Source organism: Streptomyces sp. NPDC051214 (assembly GCF_040682375.1).
GTDB lineage: Bacteria > Actinomycetota > Actinomycetes > Streptomycetales > Streptomycetaceae > Streptomyces.
Map to the genome: position 1 here is coordinate 282,732 of NZ_JBFBAT010000003.1, position 18,824 is coordinate 301,555.

Here is an 18,824-nt window from a genome sequence, read left to right on the forward strand (position 1 = left end):
AGGTCGGCGGCGGCATCGTTTCGTTCGGTGACAACGGCCCGGCCAGGACAGGGAGATCAACAGTGAACGGCGTCCCCGGAAGAACCTGGGCAGCGGCAAGGGTGGGCGTGCTGGCCCTCCTCTGGGGATCGACCTTCCTGTGGATCGAACTGGCCCTGGAAGGCTTCTCTCCCGTGCAGGTCACGCTCCTGCGCTGCGCGCTCGGGGCGGCGACCTTGACGGTCCTGCTCTTCAGCACAGGCAAACGCCTCCCACGGGGCCGTGCGACGTGGAAGCACATCGTCGTCGCCGCCTTCTTCTGCAACGCCCTGCCTTTCGGGCTCTTCAGCGTCGGGCAGCAGACGGTCGACTCCGGGGTGGCCGGGGCACTGAACGCGACGACCCCCTTGTGGTCCGTCCTGATCGGCCTCGGCATCGGCACGGAACGCGGGCTGCGCCCCGTCCGCCTCGCCGGACTCCTCCTCGGCTTCGCGGGTACGTCGCTGATCTTCGCCCCATGGCAACAGTCGGGGCTGACGAGTTGGGGCGCCCTCGCGATCGTGGGAGCGGCGGCGAGCTACGCCGTCGGCTTCACGTACATGGGGCACCATCTCGTCGGCAAGGGCATGCCCACCCTGTCCCTCTCCGCCGCCCAGCTCATGGCGGCGACGGGCCTGACGGCGCTGGCTCTGCCGGTGGGCGGCCTGGAGCCGGCCCACGTGGCGCCCACGACCCTGATCGCCGTCACCATCCTGGGAATCTTCGCCACCGGCATCACCTTCCACCTCACCTACCGGATCATCGCGGACGAGGGCGCGACGAACGCCGCGACGGTCGGATACCTGCTGCCGGTGGTCTCCGTGGCACTGGGCGCGATCGTGCTGGACGAGCCCTTCAGTCTCCGGGTGGCCGCGGGGATGGCGGTCGTCCTCACCGGAGTGAGCATGACGCGCCGCCAGAAGAGGACCCGGATCACACCGCCGGCCAAGATCCCGGAAGCTGCGACTCATCCGGCTGACGCACGGCATCCGTGGGTACATACCTCGCATGACTGATGCCGTGGACTCCGACGAACTCCTGCGCCGCATCCAGCGTGCCCGAGCCTGGGCCCAGCAGGAGGAACAGCACTGGAAGACACAGTCCGACAAGGCGGAGCCAGAAAACCCGGACGAACCCGCAACGGCAAAAACCTCCGCCACCGCGTACGAGGCAGTCCGCCGGGTCCTGGACGAAATCATCGAACCGGGGACCCACGACCGCGACTAGGCGTGACCGCCCTGTAGGGCGCTCCCCGGGCGCAACGGTTCTCCCGCAAAGTGCGGACCAGGCCCTTCCGTGCCACCCGCCACGACATCAGCGCGACGTCCGATTCCCGCCAGCGACCGCTCACTCCCCACCCCATTGTTGAGGGTGCAAGGGAAGCGAAGAGAAGCAAAGCAGGGAAGCAAAGGGAGTCGTCATGACCGTCTACGCCACCGTTACCAGCCCGCTCGGTGAACTGCTGCTGGTGGGTGAGCCGGCGCCGGGCGGTGTCTCGCTGTCGTCGCTGTCCATGACCGGCCAGAGGAACGCACCTGCAGTGAACAGCGGCTGGGTCCGCGATCCCGACCGTTTCTCGGAGGTCGCGCGACAGCTCTCCGCCTACTTCGACGGCGAACTCACCACGTTCGAGATCGAGTTCACCCCGAGCGGCACCGACTTCCAGCGGCGCGTCTGGAGTGCCCTGGAGGAGATCCCGTACGGGACCACGACCACCTACGGCGAGCTCGCCCGGCGGATCGGTGTGGAGCGGGGGCGCGTGCAGGCCCTGGGTGCCGCGATCGGTGCGAACCCGCTGCTCCTGATCCGCCCCTGCCACCGCGTGATCGGCGCGGACGGCTCCATGCGCGGCTACGCGGGCGGCGTGGAACGCAAGGTCCAGCTCCTCACCCATGAGGGCGCCCTGCAACCCACCCTCGTCTGAGCCTCTGTCCGACCCGCACGACCACGAAGGACCCCTCATCATGATCGACACCGATCACCCGGCAGCCACCCGCGTCGGCGAACGCGTCGCGGCGCAGGACTGGGGCGCGCTGGCCGCCGAGCTCGACGAGCACGGTCACGCCCTGACCGGTCAGCTCCTTGACCCCGAAGCCTGCCGTGACATTGCCGCCCTGTACGACGACACCGACCGCTTCCGCAGCACCATCGACATGGCCCGATACCGCTTCGGGTCGGGCCAGTACCGCTACTTCACCCACGAACTCCCGGACGTCGTACGAGAGCTGCGCAAGGCGTTCTATCCCCGGCTGCTCCCCGTCGCCCGCGACTGGGCCGCCAGGCTCGGCAACCCCGCCCCCTGGCCCGACAGCCTGGGGGAGTGGGTGAAGATGTGCCACGCGGCCGGACAGGCCAAGTCCGCCCAGATCCTGCTCCGTTACGGACCCGGTGACTGGAACGCCCTGCACCGCGACGTCTTCGGCGACATGCTCTTCCCGCTCCAGGTCGTCATCGGACTCGACGCCCCGGGAGCCGACTTCACCGGCGGCGAGTTCCTCATGACCGAGCAGCGCCCCCGCGCCCAGTCACGCGGCTCGGCCACGACCCTGCCGCAGGGCCACGGCCTCATCTTCACGACCCGCGACCGGCCCGTGGCCTCCAAGCGCGGCTGGTCGACCGGACCGATGCGGCACGGCGTGAGCACCGTCCGCTCCGGGCGCAGGCACACGCTCGGCCTGGTCTTCCACGACGCGTCGTGAACCCCTCCGCGGCAGGGGAGAGGACGGGTCCGCGTACGTACAGACTGTGCGGGCCCGACGGCAAGCCGTACCCCAGCGCCACACCCGGCACCCTGGCCGGCCACCGCCGCGCACGCCTGTACGGCCGCCTCGACTGCCCCTCCGCGCTGCGGGCCGTCGCCCGCGGCCCGTACGCCACCCACCGGGTGTTCTTCCCCGACGAGGCCACCGCGATCGCGGCCGGACACCGCCCCTGTGCGGTCTGCCTGCCCGCTCAGTACGCTCGATGGAGAGCAGACCCAGAAAGCACCGGCACACCATGAGCATCCTCAAGGAGCGGGAAGCCTCCCGTTCACCCCTCGTCAGCGCCACCGAGCTGGCCGCCCACGCGGACCTCCCCGCGCCCGCCGCGCACACCGAGGCCGAACTCGCCGCCCTCATAGGCCTGTTGACACTGCCGAAGGCGCGGATCGAGACCGTCACGGTGGGCCACAGCCGCGACCCGGCGTCCCGGGCGGCCGCCGAAGCCCTCGCCGCCGCGTGGACGGCCCGCGGCGGCACCGTCCTCGCCACGGTGAGCTGGCCGGAGGCCGCCGCGTCCTGGCTGCGCCCCGCCCACCGCCTGACCGCCGAGCTCCCGGACGCCTGGGTGATGGCCGCCGCGCCCATCGGATTCGCCCAGCTCGCCCGGCGCCTGCGCCACTCCACCGACTGGGACCCGGCCCGCACCTACGCCTTCGCCTCCCTGCGGGACTCCCGCGTCCCCGCGCTCGCCGGGGACGACGTACTGCACGGCCTACGCGGCGCCACCCCCGACGGCGCCACCTGGGACGTACGCCACCGCTGGGTCACCACCCACCTCTCCGCGGAGGTGACCTCGTGAACGCCCTCATCCCCAGGCCCAAGCGGGAGATCGCCCCCGGCGCGGTCCACGTGCCGGAGTGGCTCACCCTGGACGAGCAGCGCCGACTCGTCACGGCGTGCCGCGACTGGGCCACCGGACCCGTGCCGATCCGCCACACCCAGCTGCCGCGCGGCGGAGTCATGTCCGTGCAAACCGTGTGCGTCGGATGGCACTGGCAGCCGTACCGGTACACGCGGACCGCCGGTGACGTGAACGGCCGACGGGTCGCCGCCTTCCCGGACTGGATGGTCGCGCTCGGCCGCCGGGCGCTCACGGCGGCGTACGGAGACGCGTCGGCCGCGGCCGATCACACGCCCTACACGCCCGACACCGCGCTGATCAACTTCTATGACGGGCAGGCCAAGATGGGCATGCACCAGGACAAGGACGAGCGGTCGTCGGCCCCGGTGGTGTCCCTGTCCATCGGCGACACCTGCGTGTTCCGCGTGGGCAACACACAGACCCGCACCAAGCCCTACACCGACATCGAACTGGCCTCGGGCGACCTGTTCGTCTTCGGCGGCCCCTCGCGCCACATCTTCCACGGCGTGCCCAAGGTTCACGAGGGCACCGCGGACCCCGCCACCGGCCTGGCATCGGGCCGCCTGAACATCACCATGCGGGTCACCGGTCTCACCGACTGACCGGGCGGCCCGGGGCCGCTCGCCTACTCGAAGCGCGAGGTGTCGCCCGCCCCTCGGCGCACGATCTCCGCCTCGCCGCCGGAGAAGTCGATGACCGTGGTCGGGCTCGTGCCGCAGTCGCCGGAGTCGACCACCGCGTCCACCACGTGGTCGAGGCGTTCCTTGATCTCCCAGCCCTGGGTCAGCGGCTCCTCCTCGTCGGGCAGGAGCAGCGTGCTGGAGAGCAGCGGCTCGCCGAGCTCGGTGAGCAGGGCCTGTGTGACGACGTGGTCGGGAATCCGGACGCCGACCGTCTTCTTCTTCGGGTGCAGGAGCTGGCGCGGCACTTCCTTCGTCGCGGGCAGGATGAAGGTGTAGCTGCCCGGCGTGGCCGCCTTGATCGCGCGGAACACGTCGTTGTCGACGTGCACGAACTGACCCAGCTGCGCGAAGTTCTGGCACACCAGGGTGAAGTGGTGGCGATCGTCGAGGTTCCGGATCTTCCGGATCCGGTCGAGACCGTCGCGGTTGCCCAGCTGGCAGCCGAGCGCGAAACAGGAGTCCGTCGGATACGCGATCAGCGCACCGGATCGGATGCTGTCGGCCACGGTGCTGATGCTGCGCTGCTGGGGGTTGTCGGGGTGCACGTCAAAATACTTCGCCATCCGCCGAGCCTACGTGATCGCTTCAGCCACCCCCGGTTTCTCGGCGGCCACAGAATTCTTCCCGGGTGGCGCGCGTCGACGCGTCAGTCGTCGTCGACGACCGTGATCAGCGCGAGCGTGATGTTGTCCGGGCCGCTGGCGTCGATGGCGGCCTTCCACAGCTCGAAGACGGCCCGGCCTCCGTCGTGGGCCGCGAGCAGCTCGGCCAGGGTCTCCTCGGGCACGGGGTCGGTCAGGCCGTCGGAGCACACCAGGAAACGTTCACCCCCGACGAGCGGCACCGTGCTGACGTGCGGGGTGATCGCGCTGAACCGGAGGGCGCCGCCGAGGGCCTGCGTGACGATCGACGTGGTGCGCCGGCCGGGCGCGGGCGGCGGGCTGTCGTCGACGCTCACCTGCCGGAGAGTGCCGTTCGCGCCGCTGCCGCTGCCGCTCACGTCGAGCACTCTGCTGTCGCCGACGTTGAACACAAGGAGTTCCTGTCCCAGGACCACGACACCCGCGACCGTCGTCCCCATCGTCGTCAGCTCCGGGTCGCGTTCAGCGGCCTCGTACACGGCGTGATTGCAGGCGTTCAGCGCGTCACGCACAGCCGACTCGCTGTCCAGCAGGGACCCGAGCGCCGCAAGCCGCCGTACGACGAGGCCGCTGGCCACCTCGCCGCCCGGCTGACCGCCGATGCCGTCGGCGACCGCGACGACGAGGGGGTTGCCGAGCGGGAACCCCAGGGTCTGCGGGTTCTCGGTCATCGTCCCGCACAGCGTCCATGGGCCGACGGCCAGACTGTCCTCGTTGTGGTCGCGTACGAGACCGGGGTGGCTCAGTGCGGTGACTGTGATGTAGGGCATCCGTGGGTCGCCTCTCCGCAGCGGCGGGCGTGTTCCGCAAGACCATTGTCGCGCCGTGCGCCGCTCCCGGCTCAGTGGCGGACCGTGTGCGCCCCCTGCCCGGCGGTGACCGTGCGTGCCATGGTGGGGGAGTCGGCTGGTCTGGACCAGTCTCCCGTCTCGGTGAGGTCTTGGTGACTCAGTTCTTGGTGACTCGGTGAGGAGCGTACGCATGCGCGGCACAACGGTCTTGCCCGGCGAGGGGAACAGCGGCTTACCCGGCAAGGAGGGGATGCCGACGCATCGCCTGGAAGTCCCCATGCCCAACGCGCTGCCGTTCGCCATCGGCACCTTCGACACGATCGGTCCGATGTCGCGGGCGTCGTTCCCGCACCGGCACACCTTCCACGAGATCGTGCACGTCACCGGCGGCACCGGGGAGCACGTCGTCGACCTGGCCCGCTTCGCCCTGCGGCCGCCGAACCTGTGCTTCATCGCCCCCGGACAGGTCCATCACTGGGAGAACGTCACCGGTCTGGAGGGGAACGTCATCCTCTTCACCGAGGACTTCCTCCTGGACCACCCCGCCGACCGTCACGCGCTGCGCGGGCTGGGGCAGCGCTCGTGGGTCGAACTCCCCGACGAGGAGGCCGACCGTACCGCGCGTCTCGTCGCCGATCTCGACGGTGAGTACCGTGCGGGCGCCGACGGATTCCAGGGCGTGCTGCGGGCCCTGCTGCACGTCCTGGTGGTGCGGGCGGCGCGGCTGCCGGTACGCCGGTCCGCCGAGGTCCCGTCCGCCCCGCGCACCGGCCCCGGCTCCGTGGCCGCGCGGTTCTCGACCCTGCTCGCCGGCCCGGAGGGCCCCCTGCGGTCCGTGCGCGCGTGCGCACGGCAGCTGGGTGTCTCCGAGGGGTACCTCAGCGAGGCGGTCAAGGCTTCCACCGGCCGAACGCCCGGCGAACTGATCCGGCAGGCGCGGGTGCACGAGGCCAAACGCCTGCTGCTGCACACGGAGTTGTCGGTCCGTCAGGTCGCGGACCGCGTCGGCTTCGGTGACCCCGCCTACTTCTGCCGCTTCTTCCGCCGCGAGACCGGCGCGAGCCCCGGGGACTTCCGGCGCGGCGACGGAGATATTCACCATGACCACCGACTTGAGTCCATCGCCCGGCCCCTGCCGTCCGCATAGCTTCGGAGCCGATCCGGAACCCACCCCACCCCCTTCAGGAGGAGCGATGGAGCGCGAGATCGGCACGACGGAGGACGGCATGCGCGACGACGACGGAGCCGGCCCGGCCAAGGAGCAGCGTGAGGGTGGCGGCCCCAGCCGCAAGACCGTCCTGAGAGCGGCCGCCGCGGTGGGCATGGCCCTGCCGGTGGCCCTGATGGGGGTCCCCGCCCTGGCCAGGACGGCGGGCGAACGCGGGGTGGCGCCGGAGGTGACCCCGGCCTGCGACGACGGTGACGACCCGACGCCCCCGCAGATGGAGGGGCCGTACTTCAAACCCAACTCGCCCCGGCGCACCTCGCTCCTCCAGCCGGGCACCCCGGGGGTGCGGCTCACCGTCACCGGTTACGTCTTCGGGAGCGCCTGCCGGCCCATACCCAGGGTCCTGCTGGACTTCTGGCAGGCCGACACCTACGGGACGTACGACAACACGGGGTACCGCTTCCGGGGCCACCAATTCACCGACGCCGTGGGCGCGTTCAGGCTCACCACGGTCGTGCCCGGCCTCTATCCGGGCCGTACCCGGCACCTGCACGTCAAGGTGCAGGCCCCGGGGCGCCCGGTCCTCACGACCCAGCTGTACTTCCCCGGCGAACCGCGCAACAACACCGACCCGATCTTCGACGCGCGGCTGCTCATGAACGTACGCACCGTCGGCAACGCGAAGGAGGCGGAATTCGACTTCGTCCTGAATGTGCCCCAGTAGACCTGACCGCGCTCCGGCTGAGCGGCTGTGAGGGGCGTGGGTGCGGTGGGGCGCCGTACAACCTTTGGTGGACGTGAGGGGTCAAGTGTTCGGCCGGCATGAACCGGCGGTGACATCCGCCGGGCAGCCACCCAACCGCACTCTGAACCAAGGGAATCTGTATGTCGCGAGCCAAGCAGCACGCCGTCGGTCGGCGTGCCCGTCGCACCCTGCCCCTGATGGCCGCCTCCCTGCTCGTGGGCAGCGGCCTCTCGGCCCTGGCCATCGGGCAGGGCAGCGCCTGGGCGGCCACACCGGACGCCGACGCCGGCCGTGCCGGCGCCGCCGCCGCGAAGGTGACGGACGACTTCAACGGCGACGGCTACGCCGACCTCGTCGTCGGCGCCCCGGGCGCCACCGTCTCCGGCAAGGCCAAGGCCGGGTATGTCGTCGTGACCTACGGCTCCAAGGACGGTCTCGACCCGGCCGACAAGAAGGTCATCAGCCGCTCCACGAGCGGCGTGCCCGGCGCGGCCACCGCCAAGCAGGAGTTCGGCCGGCACTTCACCAAGGCCGACCTGGACCAGGACGGGTACGCGGACCTGGTCGTCGGCACCGGAGTCGCCGGCGGAGGCTCGGTGATCCTGTGGGGCTCCGCGAGCGGCCCGACCGGCGGCACCGCCGTCAACACCTTCGGATTCGCCCCGCAGGCCGGGGACTTCGACGGGGACGGCACCACCGACCTGGCGCTGTTCGACCTGGTGGCGTATCACGGCGACGACCCGGTGGAGCAGAAGGCGCGTTTGTGGAAGGGGCCCATCGCGCGCACGGGTGCCCCGGCCGCCACCCTCGACTTCATGGACAAGTCGGAGTGGTGGAGCTACGAGAGCGAGGAGCGCCCCTACCCCGGCTGTCGCGAGAAGCCCGAGATCTGCGTCAACGGACCGCTCTCCGTGCAGGGCCCGGTGATCCCGAGGGCCGTCGGTGACATCAACGGCGACGGGCGCTCCGACATCGCAGTCAACGACTACACCGGCGACGGCTCCTGGACCAACAGCATCCTGTACGGCAGCCCCACCGGCTTCAAGCGCGGCGAGGCGGCGGGGGCCAGGGGGCAGCTCGGCATCGGCGACATCAACGGCGACCGCTACGACGACCTCGTCGTCGGCGAAAGCGAGTATGACGAAAGAGAGGCCCCGGTCATGGTCGCCTACGGCTCGGCGGACGGCCTGAAGCCGGAGGTCCAGGAGTTCGACCAGAGCCTGCCCGGCATCCCCGGCGCCGAGGAGGAGGGCGACCGCTTCGGCAGCTCCCTCTCCGTCGGCGACGTGACGGGTGACGGCTTCGCGGACATCGCGATCGGTGTCGTGGGCGAGGACGTCAAGACCGTCGGCGACGCGGGCGCCGTCGTCCTGGTGCACGGGAGTGCCGACGGCGTGACCGGCACCGGCGCCCAGGCCTTCCACCAGGACACCGCGGGCATCCCCGGAGTCGCCGAGGCCGACGACCAGTTCGGTGCGGCCGGCGCGCTGCTCGACGTCACGGGCGACGGACACCGCGACCTCGCGGTGTCCTCCACGCGGGAGAACGCCCAGGCGGGCGCGATCTGGTCGCTGCGCGGCACCTCGACCGGACTGACCGCCACGGACTCCGTCGCGTTCGGCCCCAAGGACGTCGGCGCCCCGGACGCCGCGGCGCTCTTCGGCACCACCCTGCGCTAGGCACGCAGCGGCACCAGTGCGGGCCCGTGTAAGGGGGATGACAGCTCGTCACCTCCCGTACGCGGGCCCGCCCCGTCAGTCGCCTCCGCCCCCGCCGCCCCCGCAGCCGGAGTCCGCGTGATCGGAGCCCGAGTCGCGCTCCAGGGCGTTGCCCAAGCGGATCATGGCCCGGCCAAGACCGGACGGAACGAACTGCGCCTCCGTGACGGCGCGTCGGACCGTGCCCTTCGGAAGAACCTCGGGCCCGGCGAACACGTGGTCGGGGAGGGTCCCCTCCTCCTCGGCCGCCTGGAGCCGCTGCCTGCCGACCCGGGTCAGCTGGTGCCGGGACCTGGTCACCAGGCCCCACTCGGCGAGCCGGTCGCCGATCTCCTCCACCTCCGGGGACTCACGCAGCTCCGCGCACACCGAGGCGGAGCTGCGGCTGTTGGGGCACGCCGCCATCAGGGCCCGCTCGACCGGATGCCCCGGTGTCTCCTCGCCCACGGCGCACACCCGTGACGCCCTGAGCCTGAGCAGCCCGCGCTCGGCGAGCCCGATCACCGCGCACTCCACCACGCGTCGCGGCCCACCCGCCAGATAGGCGATGTCGTACACACCAAGGGCCCGTCGTGCTGCCGCCGCCGTCGTGGCCCGCCTGAAGTACACCCGCATGCCCTCACCCCCTTCGGACACCCCGTCTTTCGCCTGTGGTGCCCGACGCACGGAGCACGCACCCCTCACCCGCGCCCCTTCAGAGCAAAACTTGAGGGTCCGGGCACCGCCCGTCTCCCTTGACAGCAACCGCCCCACGGCGATGGCCTTGAGCCCTGCCGCGCGGCGACGCGGCGGCCACGGAACCGGGCACGGGGCACAGGGGGAGAGGGCCATGCTGCGGGTGCACTTCACGGCCGAGGACCTGGCGCGGGTGCGGGTCGCCTCAGGTCCGGACTTCCTCTGGGAAATCAGCAACAGCGTCCAGACGCTCCAACGGCGCGATGGTGCAAGGGTGTTCGGGGCGTGGCGCCGCTGGGCGAGGCCGCGCCTCTCCGACAGCTGTCGCCTCCTGTCACCCCTCCTGCCGCCGCACGGCTCTTCCCCGGACTTCCTCACCCCCACCCACGGGGAAGGCGAGACGCTCCAGGCCGCGGTCGACACCCTCGTGCGCACCCCTCGGCCGCGCCTGCGCACCGATCTGTCGCGGGTGGCCGCCTCGCGCCGGCTGCCGGGCTGGACGGCATCGCTCGCGCAAGGAGACGCCGCCGCCCTGCGGCAGTTGGGGCGAGCGCTGCACACGTACCACCTGGAGGCGCTTGCGCCGTTTTGGCCCCGCATCCACGCCCAGATCGACGCCGACCGCATCGTCCGCCTGCACAGCCTCCTCGGCGGCGGGACCGACGGCCTGCTCGCGGGCCTCGGCCCGCAACTGCGCTGGCAGCCACCGGTGTTGGAGGCCGACTATCCGGTGGATCAGGAGCTGCGCCTCGACGGCCGGGGGATCACCCTGCAGCCCTCGTTCTTCTGCTGGCCCACCCCCGTCACACTCGCCGACGGCGAACTGCCGCCCGTCCTGGTGTATCCCATCGACCATGCACTGGACTGGAGCCAGCCCGCACCCGCCGACCGCACGGACGACGGCGCCCTCGGGCCGCTCGTCGGGCACACGCGCGCCGCTGTCCTCAAGGCGGCGTGCACCGGCTCCTCCACGGTCGAGCTCGCCCGCCTGCTGGCGGTCACGCACCCGGCGATCAGCCAGCACGTCAAGGTGTTGCGCGCCGCAGGCCTGCTGACCACCGTCCGCAAGGCGGGAAGGTCACTTCATGTCGCCACCGCGGAGGGGCGCGCGCTGCTGCGCAGCTGCGGGTCGTAAGTCTGGGCTTTCATCGATTGCTTCTGGCATGGGCATGCAAGGAAGCTGACCGAGCAGTTGCTCACGCATCCCCCCCCACCGCATCCCCCCCACCGCATCCCCCCACCGCATCCCCCACCGCGTCGCGTCCCGACACCCCGCCCCGCGCATCGCTCGACGCGCGTCCACGTGTGCCCTTCCGCGCACGGCAGGCCGGGACGCCTCGACGATCCGATGAAGGAGTGGCGTTGCGCACTACTCGTACCCTCCCCCTCACCCACCGCGCGGCCGTGGCCGTCTCACTCGCCCTGGCCGGCACCCTCTGCGCCGTGCCCGGCATCGCCCAGGCCGCCGCGACCCCCGCGACCCCCACGGCGCCCGCGGCCTCCTCCGGGCACGGCCTGAAGTGGTTCCAGGAGCGCCACGGCCTGCCCCGCACCGGCTCGGTCGACAACGCGACCGCCAGAGCCCTGCGGCAGGCGCCCGACGCCGAACTGCGCCGCACGTTTCGCACGGCGGCCGACCTCGGACCCGAGGAACTCGCCAACGCACGCACCGTCATCGGTGTCGGCAAAGGAGCGCAGATCCCCGAACAGGGCCTGGTCATCGCCCTGATGACCGCCATGCAGGAATCGAAGTTCGTCAACTACCTGACGCCGGTCGACCACGACTCCCTGGGCATCTTCCAGCAGCGCCCGAGCACCGGCTGGGGCACTCCGGAGCAGATCACCGATGTCGCCACCTCGTCCAAGTCCTTCTACGGAGTGGCCCCCTTCGGCAGCAACCCGGGCCTGATCCAGATCGACGGCTGGCAGACGATGCCCCCGGGCGAGGTCTGCCAGGCGGTCCAGGTCTCCGCCTACCCCGACCGCTACGCGCAGTGGGAACAGTTCGCCCGCGACCTGCTGGCCCAGGAAGGGCCCACGGTCCCGCCGATCCCCTGACCCCCGCACGCCAGCGCGCCCACCGTCCCCCTCACGTCCCCACACGCCAGGAGTCCGCATGCGCAAGAGACTTGTCTCCACAGCGATCGCCGTCGCCGCCGTCGGTGCGCTCGTCACCCCGGCCGTAGCCCAGGCAGAACCCGCACACCCGCACAGCGTGTCCGTCCTCGCCGAAGGTTCCAGGGCCGGGACCGCGGTCGTCAGCGGACAGAACGAACCGGGCACCCGGCTGAGCATCGGCGGTGCGCGGACCAAGAGCGCACACACGCTCCCGGTCGACTACCAGGTCCAGGAGACCGGCTACTGGTGCGGCCCCGCCGCCACCCGCATCGCCCTGTCCGCGCGGATCGCCCCGCCCAGCCAGGGGGCGCTCGCGGCCCAGCTCGGCACCACCGAGGCGGGCACCGATCACATCAGTCAGGTGACCGGCGTGCTCAACGCCAACCTCGGCACCGGGTGGTACGAGACCAAGGAGATGCCGAACGACCCGCCCACCCAGGCCCAGAAGGACCTGCTGTGGAACGACATCGTCCTGGACATCGACCACAACTACCCGCTGGTCACCAACATCGTGGCCCCGCCCGGCAACCAGCCGCCCGGCTACCCCTCGGACCAGACGATCTACCACTACTTCACCGTCATCGGCTACGACGACGCGAACCGCACCGTCCTCATCGCCGACCCCGCCTCCTTCGGCGGCAACCAGATCTACTGGCTCTCCTTCGATCAGCTCGCCACCCTCATCCCGCCGAAGGGCTACGCCGCCTGATTCGCGAGCAGAACATCGCGGGCTGAGTGCCGTGAGCCGAGTGCCGCGAGCCGGCGACTGTGGGTGGCGCCACCGACACATGCGCCACCCACAGCCCGCTCGGTCGCCGTCTCGGGGGTGACAGCGACAGCCTCAGCGGCACCGACTCCGCTGAGGCCGAACAGGAAGCAGGGTCCAGGCGGTCCTGCCGACCTCAGGCACAATGACGGTCACGACGAGCTACCTACTGCTTCCGTCGCGACCGGGCGCTTGGATGCACCGTGGACCAAGATTCTTCAGGAGCCCTCCTGCGCGTCCTCCAGACGAAGTCGCAGACTGTGGATGCCGCGCCGGGCATGGCTCTTCACCGTGCCCAGTGGCCACCCGGTGTGCTCCGCGATCTGCGGATGGGTCAGGTCCTCGTAGAACGACAGGCGCAACACCGTCCGCTGGGGGCGCGGAAGCCTGGCCAACTCCTGGGCCAGCAACGTCCGTTCGACCGTCGAGTCCATGCCCTCGTGCACGCCGTGATCCATCGTGGCGAGCTGCGCCACCGCGCCCTCGACGAGTGCCGCCCGCCGGGTGCGCGCGCTGAGCGCGTCCGCGATCCTGTGCCGGGCGATCCCGGTCAACCAGGCGCCCAGGCCACCGAGTTCGGGGCGGTAGCCGCCGCGGCCGCGCCACGCGGCGAAGAACACCTGCTGCGTGATGTCCTCCGCCTCGCGGCTGTCGCCGAGCGCGCGCTGGGCGAGGGCGTGCACCAGCGGACCCCACCGGCGGTACACCGCCGCGAGACTCGCCTCGTCTCCACCGGCGAGGCCCCGGGCCAGGTCTGTGGTCCGCTCCCTGACGGGGGTTCGCACCGGCTGTGGCACCAGTGGGCTCATCGGCGTGTCGTCAGCTCCCTCCGGCGATCGCGATCGCCGTACGAACGAACGTAATCGGGCAGTCGCGCCGTCGCTGTGGCCGCGATCCGGTCATCCTGGGAACAGCTGCTCCGGCACGGCAACTCGCATCGGTTGTGCGTCGTATCGTGGCCGGATGAGCGAGGGGAAACGCCGCGGTCAGAGCAGCGAACCGGCGGGCACCGGCGTCACCACCGGGACCCTGGCACGGCGGCTGGGGGTGTCACCGACGACGCTGCGGACCTGGGACCGCAGATACGGCCTCGGTCCTGCCCGGCGCGATCCCGGTCACCATCGCCGCTGGTCGGAGCGGGATGTCGCCATGGTGGAGGAGATGGGCCGCCTCACTTCCTCGGGGGTGCCGCCTGCCGAGGCCGCTCACCAGGCGCTGAAGCTGCTCGATCCCGACGTGGAATCCGGGGCCGCGCCCGGCCCGGCCGCCGTGCCGCGGCCGAGGCGGCGGGCACGTCAGACGGCGCCGTCCCCCGACACGTTCGTCCGCCGTCAGCGGGGCCTGTCGCGCGCGGCCGTGCGGCTCGACGCGCCCACCATGCAGGACCTGCTGGACGACGCGGTGGAGAGCCACAGTCTGGTCACCGCGTGGCAGGAGGTGATGGTGCCGACGCTGCACGCGGTGGGCCGCAAGTGGGAAGAGGCCGGCGACCGTTACGTGGAGGTCGAGCACCTGCTGTCGTGGCACGTCTCCCGCACCCTGCACCGTTGCTCCATGGCGCCGACGGTAACGGCCGCGAGCGCGCCCCTTGTGCTGGCCTGCGTACCGGGCGAACAGCATTCGCTCCCGCTGGAGGCGCTCAGCGCGGCCCTTGGTGAACTGGGCGTCCCGCAGCGCATGTTCGGCGCCGCCGTGCCGGTCGAGGCGGTCTCGTCCGCCGTACGGAGGACGGGCCCGGCCGTCGTGGTCCTGTGGGCCCAGGCCCGCTCGACGGCGAGCGTCCCACTGGCCCGCCACATCGCCGAGACCCGCTGGGGCGTACGAGGCGCCCGCGGCCGCCCCACGGTCATGCTGGCCGGCCCCGGCTGGGCGGGCCCCACCCTCCGCGGCGCACTACGCCCCACAAGCCTGCCCGAGGCACTGACCCAGATCGGCAGGGCTCGCGGCGCGGCCGGGGTTGACCGGGGGACGGCGTAGAGCCTCGGGAGAGTTGGCCCGCTGCCGTCGGCGACCCGCACTGCGGCTCTCCGGCCTGCGCCAGGCGTTGGCCCGGTTCGGCAGCGTGTGTGGTGGGGACGCGGACAGGCACGGGGCGTTTGCGTCCCGCGTGGCCCGTGAGGGCTCAGCCCACTGGTGTCAGCGGTGTTCGAAGTGCGCTTCGTCCCTTGGGCCAGGCGGCCAGGAGGCGGGCGCCCAGGCGGTCCTCCAGGAAGTCCGTGGCCTCGATGCCGAAGACCACGTCGGACTCCAGGCCGGGTTCGCTCGCGAGCAGGCCGCCGATCACGTCGCGGCGCACCACCTGTTCGTGCACGGCGTCGGCCTCCACGTGTTCGTCGTAGAACCGCTCGGCCGCCTTACCGGCACCGCACGTGCGCATCGCCTTGGCCAGCCGTCGCGAGCCCGGGGACGACGTCACCTCGACGGCGGCGAAGTGTCCGACGAGGGCTCCGCGCAGCGCCCGGTGCAGGCCGAGCAGGGACATCAGATTGACCGTCGCGAGTGCCTCCGCCGGAGCCGCGTCGAGGTAGTGGCCGTAGGCGGTCTCAAGGGAGAGGTCCCGCATGAGGTCGGCGTAGAGCCGGGCGTGGATGTCCTCGGCCCGTCCCGCCCCGAACTCGTCGAACTCGACGGCCACCATGCCCGCCTTGGCCCGGCCGTGCAGCCGGGGGATGACCCAGGCGTGCGGGTCTGCCTCCTTGAGGTGGTACAGGGAGCGCAGCGCCGCGTACTCCCTGAGCTGCCACAGCTCGCCGTCGCGTTGCAGATGGTGGCTGACACTGGTCGGAACGTGGCCGATCGGCTCGAGGAGCAGGTCGGCCAGGGCGCGTTCGGCGCTGTCCGTGGAGCGGCAGTTGGCGCGCAGCGCGCCAAGGAAGCGTCCTTCGAGCGCGCGGCGAAGACCCAGCAGCTCGGGGTCCCATTCGAGGTCCTCGCGGACCCCGTCGAAGCCCTGGTAGTGCAGCTCGTAGAGCGTGTAGAGAGCGAGCTGGAGGTCGTCGCCGTACGGGTCGGCGTCGTGCGTGTCGAGGGGCAGCGGCCCTGAACTCCCGCCCGCGCGCAGGGTGTTGATGACGAGCTCGGACAGCACGCCGCGGGGCTCGGGCAGGGTGGGGCTCGTGTGGCGTGACTCGCGGAGACCGTCCGGGAGCGTCTGGTTCTCAGCGGGCATCGGGTGCTTCCTCCCCCTTGGTGTGCTCGTCGGTGGCGGCAGTGGCGTCGGGGGCTGCCTCGGCGGCCCTGGCGTCCTCGGTGCGCTCGGTGTCCTCGGGCTTCACGCGGCGGCGGTGGCTCGTGTCGCACCACGGGTAGGCGCGGCTGCGGCGGCACGTGCAGATCGCGGTGGTGAAGCGCCGGGAGGCCACGACGCTGCCGTCCTCGGCGACGACCTCGACGGGCCCCTCGACCAGCAGCGGCCCCTCGGGGTCGATCGTGACCCGGCGCGGCCGTGGCTCCCGGCCGGACCCGGCCGGCGCGGGTTCAGGTGCGTTCGGCACGGATGACCACCAGTTCTTCCTTCTCCTCGTCGCCCAGCAGCCCCTGCCTGCGCAGGAAGGCCTGGCGTGAGCGCAGGACCGGCCCGAACGGAATGAGCGCGCGGTCGGTGACCGAGGCCTCGAGGCCGGCCGTGGAGAGCCGGGCCAGTGTGGCGTCGGTGTCACACAGCGCCGAATGGACCATGAGCAGCACACCTCCGGGGCGCAGCACCGCGGGCGCCGCGTCGCAGATGCGGTCGACCAGCGCGCGGCCGTCCTGTCCAGCGTCCCAGGAACGCGCCGCGCCGCGCCGTGGCACCTGGCCGGAAGGCGAGGGCACGTACGGAGGATTGCTCGCCACGAAGTCGTAGGACCGCCCGGGAACGGCGGACGTGAGGTCGCCCCGCAGGACGGTGATGCGCTGCCGCGCCACCAGCGCGTTGAGGCGGGCGGTCAGTACGGCACGCCGCGCGATGTCCACGGCCGTCACCTGGGCGCCGAGCCGCGCCGCGTGGACGGCCAGCGCACCGCTGCCGGTGCCGAGGTCCAGCAGATCGGCGCCGGGGCCGATGGCCTCGCGGCCCAGGGCGCGAGCGAGCAGACCCGTGTCGTCCTGCGGTGCGTAGACCCCGGGAAGGGTCATCAGGCGTCCCGGGGCCGCACCAACGGCTGTATCGGCGACCATCACGCACCTCCGGTGATTGCGGGGCCGGCCGGACGGTGCCCCGCCTGGTCCGGCCCTCTCACCACACTCCGCTCATCCCGCACCTGCCACCACTCGGGTGGTGACACACAGTGACGGGTCGAACGACGAGTCGGACCGACCGGGTGTCTCTCTGGCCTCATGAATTCCTCGGCTGCTCGGGGCTCGCTCCCGCGACTGTCGATCTCCCAGGTGCCCTGCCAACCGGGGCGCACACGTACGGACCGCTTCGAGCCATCGGGCCCGGCAGCGGAGGAAGGACGAGGAGGAGGGGTCGCGATTGCGCCACTGCCACCTGGGTACGCGGCCTTCTCAGCCACTCAGCGGAACAGCCGCTGGCACCCCGGACACAGAAAGGGCGCCATGCCGCTCAATATCTTCGTACTCGGCCTGGACGAGGCCAATCTTCCGACGCTGCGCGCGGTCCCCGACGCGCAGGACTACGTCTTCCACCCCCTCCTGACAGTCGACGAGCTGCAGAGTGGAGAGGTGTCCGTCCCCGCGCTGCTGGAGAAGGCGGAGGGGATACTCGACGCGTTCGACGGTCACATCGACGCGATCGTGGGTTACTGGGACTTCCCCGTCAGCACGCTCGTGCCGATCCTCAGCGAGCGCTACGGAACGCGGAGCACCAGCCTGGATTCCGTGGTCAAGTGCGAGCACAAGTACTGGAGCCGCCTGGAACAGCGGCGCGTCTCCGACGCCCATCCGCCCTTCGGCCGCGTCGACACGGAGAGCGCCGACCCCAAGCCGCCCGAGGGCATGGACTTCCCGATGTGGCTCAAGCCCGCGCTGTCCTACTCCTCGGAACTGGCGTACGGGGTCAAGGACCAGGAGGAGTTCTCCGAGGCGGCCGCCCGCATCCGCGAGGGGATGGGCCGCATCGGGCGGCCTTTCGAGGACATTCTGGCCCGCGTCGACCTGCCCCCGGAGATGGCCGACGTGGGCGGCCAGGTCTGCCTGGCCGAGGGCGCGCTCACCGGCATCCAGGTCGCGGTCGAGGGCTACGTCCATGAGGGCGAGGTGACCATCTACGGGATCATCGACTCGATCCAGTACCCCGACTCACCGTGCTTCCTGCGCCACCAGTACCCCTCGCGGCTCCCCGAGCCCGTGCAGGAGCGACTGCGGGACATCTCGGAACGGGTGATGCGTCAGATTGGCATGGACGCGGCAACGTTCAGCATCGAGTACTTCTACGAGCCGCGGTCCGACGAGCTCAACCTCCTCGAGATCAACCCGCGCCACTCCCAGTCGCACGCGGAGATGTTCGAGTACGTCGACGGGGTGCCCAACCACCACTGCATGCTGAGCCTCGCCCTCGGCAAGGACCCCGAGCTGCCGCACCGCAAGGGCGACTACGCCACGGCGGCGAAGTGGTACTACCGCTGGTTCGCCGACGCCACCGTGCACAACGTGCCCTCGCGCAAGGACATCGAGAGCATCGAGCGGCGTATCCCCGGAGTGCGCATCGACGTGGTGCCCGAGGAGGGACAGCGGCTCTCGGACATCTCCCAGCAGGACAGCTACAGCTACGAGGTGGCCCATATCTTCACCGGCGGCGAGAGTGAGGAGGACATGCGGGCCAAGTACGACCAGTGCGTGGCGGCCCTCGGACTCACCTTCGACGAGGCCGAACCCGGTGGCCGCGAGACGAAGAACGACTGAACGCCGAACACCCTCCCAATCACCCCCCCCACA

22 protein-coding genes are annotated in these 18,824 nt (G+C 71.4%); 15 read left to right on the plus strand and 7 right to left on the minus strand.

Annotated features, from left to right (window positions below; translation table 11 throughout):
• The first annotated feature begins 62 nt into the window (after window positions 1-62).
• From AB0M70_RS09215 to AB0M70_RS09245, 7 genes are all read left to right on the plus strand, one after another.
• Window positions 63-1,034 carry a DMT family transporter gene (locus AB0M70_RS09215; protein WP_365818023.1) on the plus strand — a complete coding sequence of 324 codons (972 nt, stop codon included), beginning with the start codon at window positions 63-65 and terminating at the stop codon, window positions 1,032-1,034.
• Window positions 1,027-1,245: a hypothetical protein gene (locus AB0M70_RS09220; protein WP_365818025.1), complete on the plus strand. Its 219-nt coding sequence runs from the start codon at window positions 1,027-1,029 to the stop codon at window positions 1,243-1,245. Before AB0M70_RS09215 ends, AB0M70_RS09220 begins: the two co-directional genes overlap by 8 nt.
• 193 nt (window positions 1,246-1,438) lie before the next feature.
• Window positions 1,439-1,942, plus strand: coding sequence for a methylated-DNA--[protein]-cysteine S-methyltransferase (locus AB0M70_RS09225; protein ID WP_365818027.1), 504 nt, complete (start codon window positions 1,439-1,441; stop codon window positions 1,940-1,942).
• Between the two features lie 40 nt (window positions 1,943-1,982).
• Window positions 1,983-2,717 (plus strand): 2OG-Fe(II) oxygenase, encoded by a 735-nt coding sequence (locus tag AB0M70_RS09230; RefSeq protein ID WP_365818028.1) that lies wholly within the window; start codon window positions 1,983-1,985, stop codon window positions 2,715-2,717.
• Window positions 2,714-3,019 carry an Ada metal-binding domain-containing protein gene (locus AB0M70_RS09235; protein ID WP_365818030.1) on the plus strand — a complete coding sequence of 102 codons (306 nt, stop codon included), beginning with the start codon at window positions 2,714-2,716 and terminating at the stop codon, window positions 3,017-3,019. Before AB0M70_RS09230 ends, AB0M70_RS09235 begins: the two co-directional genes overlap by 4 nt.
• Window positions 3,016-3,579: a hypothetical protein gene (locus tag AB0M70_RS09240; RefSeq protein ID WP_365818032.1), complete on the plus strand. Its 564-nt coding sequence runs from the start codon at window positions 3,016-3,018 to the stop codon at window positions 3,577-3,579. The genes AB0M70_RS09235 and AB0M70_RS09240 overlap by 4 nt, the downstream gene beginning before the upstream one ends.
• Window positions 3,576-4,244 (plus strand): alpha-ketoglutarate-dependent dioxygenase AlkB, encoded by a 669-nt coding sequence (locus AB0M70_RS09245; RefSeq protein ID WP_365818034.1) that lies wholly within the window; start codon window positions 3,576-3,578, stop codon window positions 4,242-4,244. Before AB0M70_RS09240 ends, AB0M70_RS09245 begins: the two co-directional genes overlap by 4 nt.
• A 23-nt stretch (window positions 4,245-4,267) precedes the next feature.
• Here the strand turns inward: AB0M70_RS09245 and AB0M70_RS09250 are convergent, their stop codons facing one another.
• Window positions 4,268-4,888: an L-threonylcarbamoyladenylate synthase gene (locus AB0M70_RS09250; RefSeq protein ID WP_365818036.1), complete on the minus strand. Its 621-nt coding sequence runs from the start codon at window positions 4,886-4,888 to the stop codon at window positions 4,268-4,270.
• A gap of 83 nt (window positions 4,889-4,971) precedes the next feature.
• On the minus strand, window positions 4,972-5,736 hold the full coding sequence (locus tag AB0M70_RS09255) for a protein phosphatase 2C domain-containing protein (protein WP_365818038.1): 765 nt from the start codon (window positions 5,734-5,736) through the stop codon (window positions 4,972-4,974).
• Window positions 5,737-5,947: 211 nt separating this feature from the next.
• Here AB0M70_RS09255 and AB0M70_RS09260 point away from each other — a divergent pair, with 211 nt between their 5' ends.
• From AB0M70_RS09260 to AB0M70_RS09270, 3 genes are all read left to right on the plus strand, one after another.
• The gene (locus AB0M70_RS09260; protein WP_365818040.1) at window positions 5,948-6,904 is read left to right on the plus strand and encodes an AraC family transcriptional regulator; all 957 of its coding nucleotides are present in this window, start codon (window positions 5,948-5,950) and stop codon (window positions 6,902-6,904) included.
• Between the two features lie 79 nt (window positions 6,905-6,983).
• Window positions 6,984-7,649 (plus strand): dioxygenase, encoded by a 666-nt coding sequence (locus AB0M70_RS09265; RefSeq protein WP_365818769.1) that lies wholly within the window; start codon window positions 6,984-6,986, stop codon window positions 7,647-7,649.
• A 161-nt stretch (window positions 7,650-7,810) separates the two neighbouring features.
• Window positions 7,811-9,349 carry an FG-GAP-like repeat-containing protein gene (locus tag AB0M70_RS09270; protein ID WP_365818042.1) on the plus strand — a complete coding sequence of 513 codons (1,539 nt, stop codon included), beginning with the start codon at window positions 7,811-7,813 and terminating at the stop codon, window positions 9,347-9,349.
• 75 nt (window positions 9,350-9,424) lie between these two features.
• On the opposite strand, the gene AB0M70_RS09275 is transcribed toward AB0M70_RS09270, so the two are convergent.
• The gene (locus AB0M70_RS09275) at window positions 9,425-10,003 is read right to left on the minus strand and encodes a TIGR04222 domain-containing membrane protein (protein ID WP_365818044.1); all 579 of its coding nucleotides are present in this window, start codon (window positions 10,001-10,003) and stop codon (window positions 9,425-9,427) included.
• A gap of 214 nt (window positions 10,004-10,217) precedes the next feature.
• Between AB0M70_RS09275 and AB0M70_RS09280 the strand changes: the two genes are divergently transcribed.
• The 3 genes from AB0M70_RS09280 (at window position 10,218) to AB0M70_RS09290 (ending at window position 12,890) form a co-directional block, all read left to right on the plus strand.
• Window positions 10,218-11,198 (plus strand): winged helix-turn-helix domain-containing protein, encoded by a 981-nt coding sequence (locus tag AB0M70_RS09280; RefSeq protein WP_365818046.1) that lies wholly within the window; start codon window positions 10,218-10,220, stop codon window positions 11,196-11,198.
• Window positions 11,199-11,425: 227 nt separating this feature from the next.
• Window positions 11,426-12,121 (plus strand): peptidoglycan-binding domain-containing protein, encoded by a 696-nt coding sequence (locus AB0M70_RS09285; protein WP_365818048.1) that lies wholly within the window; start codon window positions 11,426-11,428, stop codon window positions 12,119-12,121.
• Between the two features lie 58 nt (window positions 12,122-12,179).
• A complete protein-coding gene (locus AB0M70_RS09290) occupies window positions 12,180-12,890 on the plus strand; it encodes a C39 family peptidase (protein WP_365818050.1) in 711 nt (236 codons plus the stop codon).
• A gap of 275 nt (window positions 12,891-13,165) precedes the next feature.
• Here the strand turns inward: AB0M70_RS09290 and AB0M70_RS09295 are convergent, their stop codons facing one another.
• On the minus strand, window positions 13,166-13,756 hold the full coding sequence (locus tag AB0M70_RS09295; protein WP_365818052.1) for a sigma-70 family RNA polymerase sigma factor: 591 nt from the start codon (window positions 13,754-13,756) through the stop codon (window positions 13,166-13,168).
• 154 nt (window positions 13,757-13,910) lie between these two features.
• Between AB0M70_RS09295 and AB0M70_RS09300 the strand changes: the two genes are divergently transcribed.
• Window positions 13,911-14,924, plus strand: a complete 1,014-nt coding sequence (locus AB0M70_RS09300) for a MerR family transcriptional regulator (RefSeq protein ID WP_365818054.1) — start codon at window positions 13,911-13,913, stop codon at window positions 14,922-14,924.
• A gap of 145 nt (window positions 14,925-15,069) precedes the next feature.
• Here AB0M70_RS09300 and AB0M70_RS09305 read toward each other — a convergent pair whose 3' ends face one another.
• From AB0M70_RS09305 to AB0M70_RS09315, 3 genes are read right to left on the minus strand one after another with little or no spacing between them, the layout of a single operon-like run.
• Window positions 15,070-16,116 (minus strand): iron-containing redox enzyme family protein, encoded by a 1,047-nt coding sequence (locus AB0M70_RS09305; RefSeq protein WP_365818056.1) that lies wholly within the window; start codon window positions 16,114-16,116, stop codon window positions 15,070-15,072.
• Window positions 16,106-16,441, minus strand: a complete 336-nt coding sequence (locus tag AB0M70_RS09310; RefSeq protein ID WP_365818058.1) for a CDGSH iron-sulfur domain-containing protein — start codon at window positions 16,439-16,441, stop codon at window positions 16,106-16,108. Before AB0M70_RS09310 ends, AB0M70_RS09305 begins: the two co-directional genes overlap by 11 nt.
• Complete coding sequence (locus AB0M70_RS09315) at window positions 16,425-17,063, minus strand: HemK2/MTQ2 family protein methyltransferase (protein ID WP_365818060.1); 639 nt, start codon at window positions 17,061-17,063, stop codon at window positions 16,425-16,427. Before AB0M70_RS09315 ends, AB0M70_RS09310 begins: the two co-directional genes overlap by 17 nt.
• 423 nt (window positions 17,064-17,486) lie before the next feature.
• On the opposite strand from AB0M70_RS09315, the gene AB0M70_RS09320 reads away from it, so the two are divergent.
• Entirely contained in the window at window positions 17,487-18,791 is a 1,305-nt protein-coding gene (locus tag AB0M70_RS09320) for an ATP-grasp domain-containing protein (RefSeq protein ID WP_365818062.1), read from the plus strand.
• Window positions 18,792-18,824 lie beyond the last annotated feature (33 nt).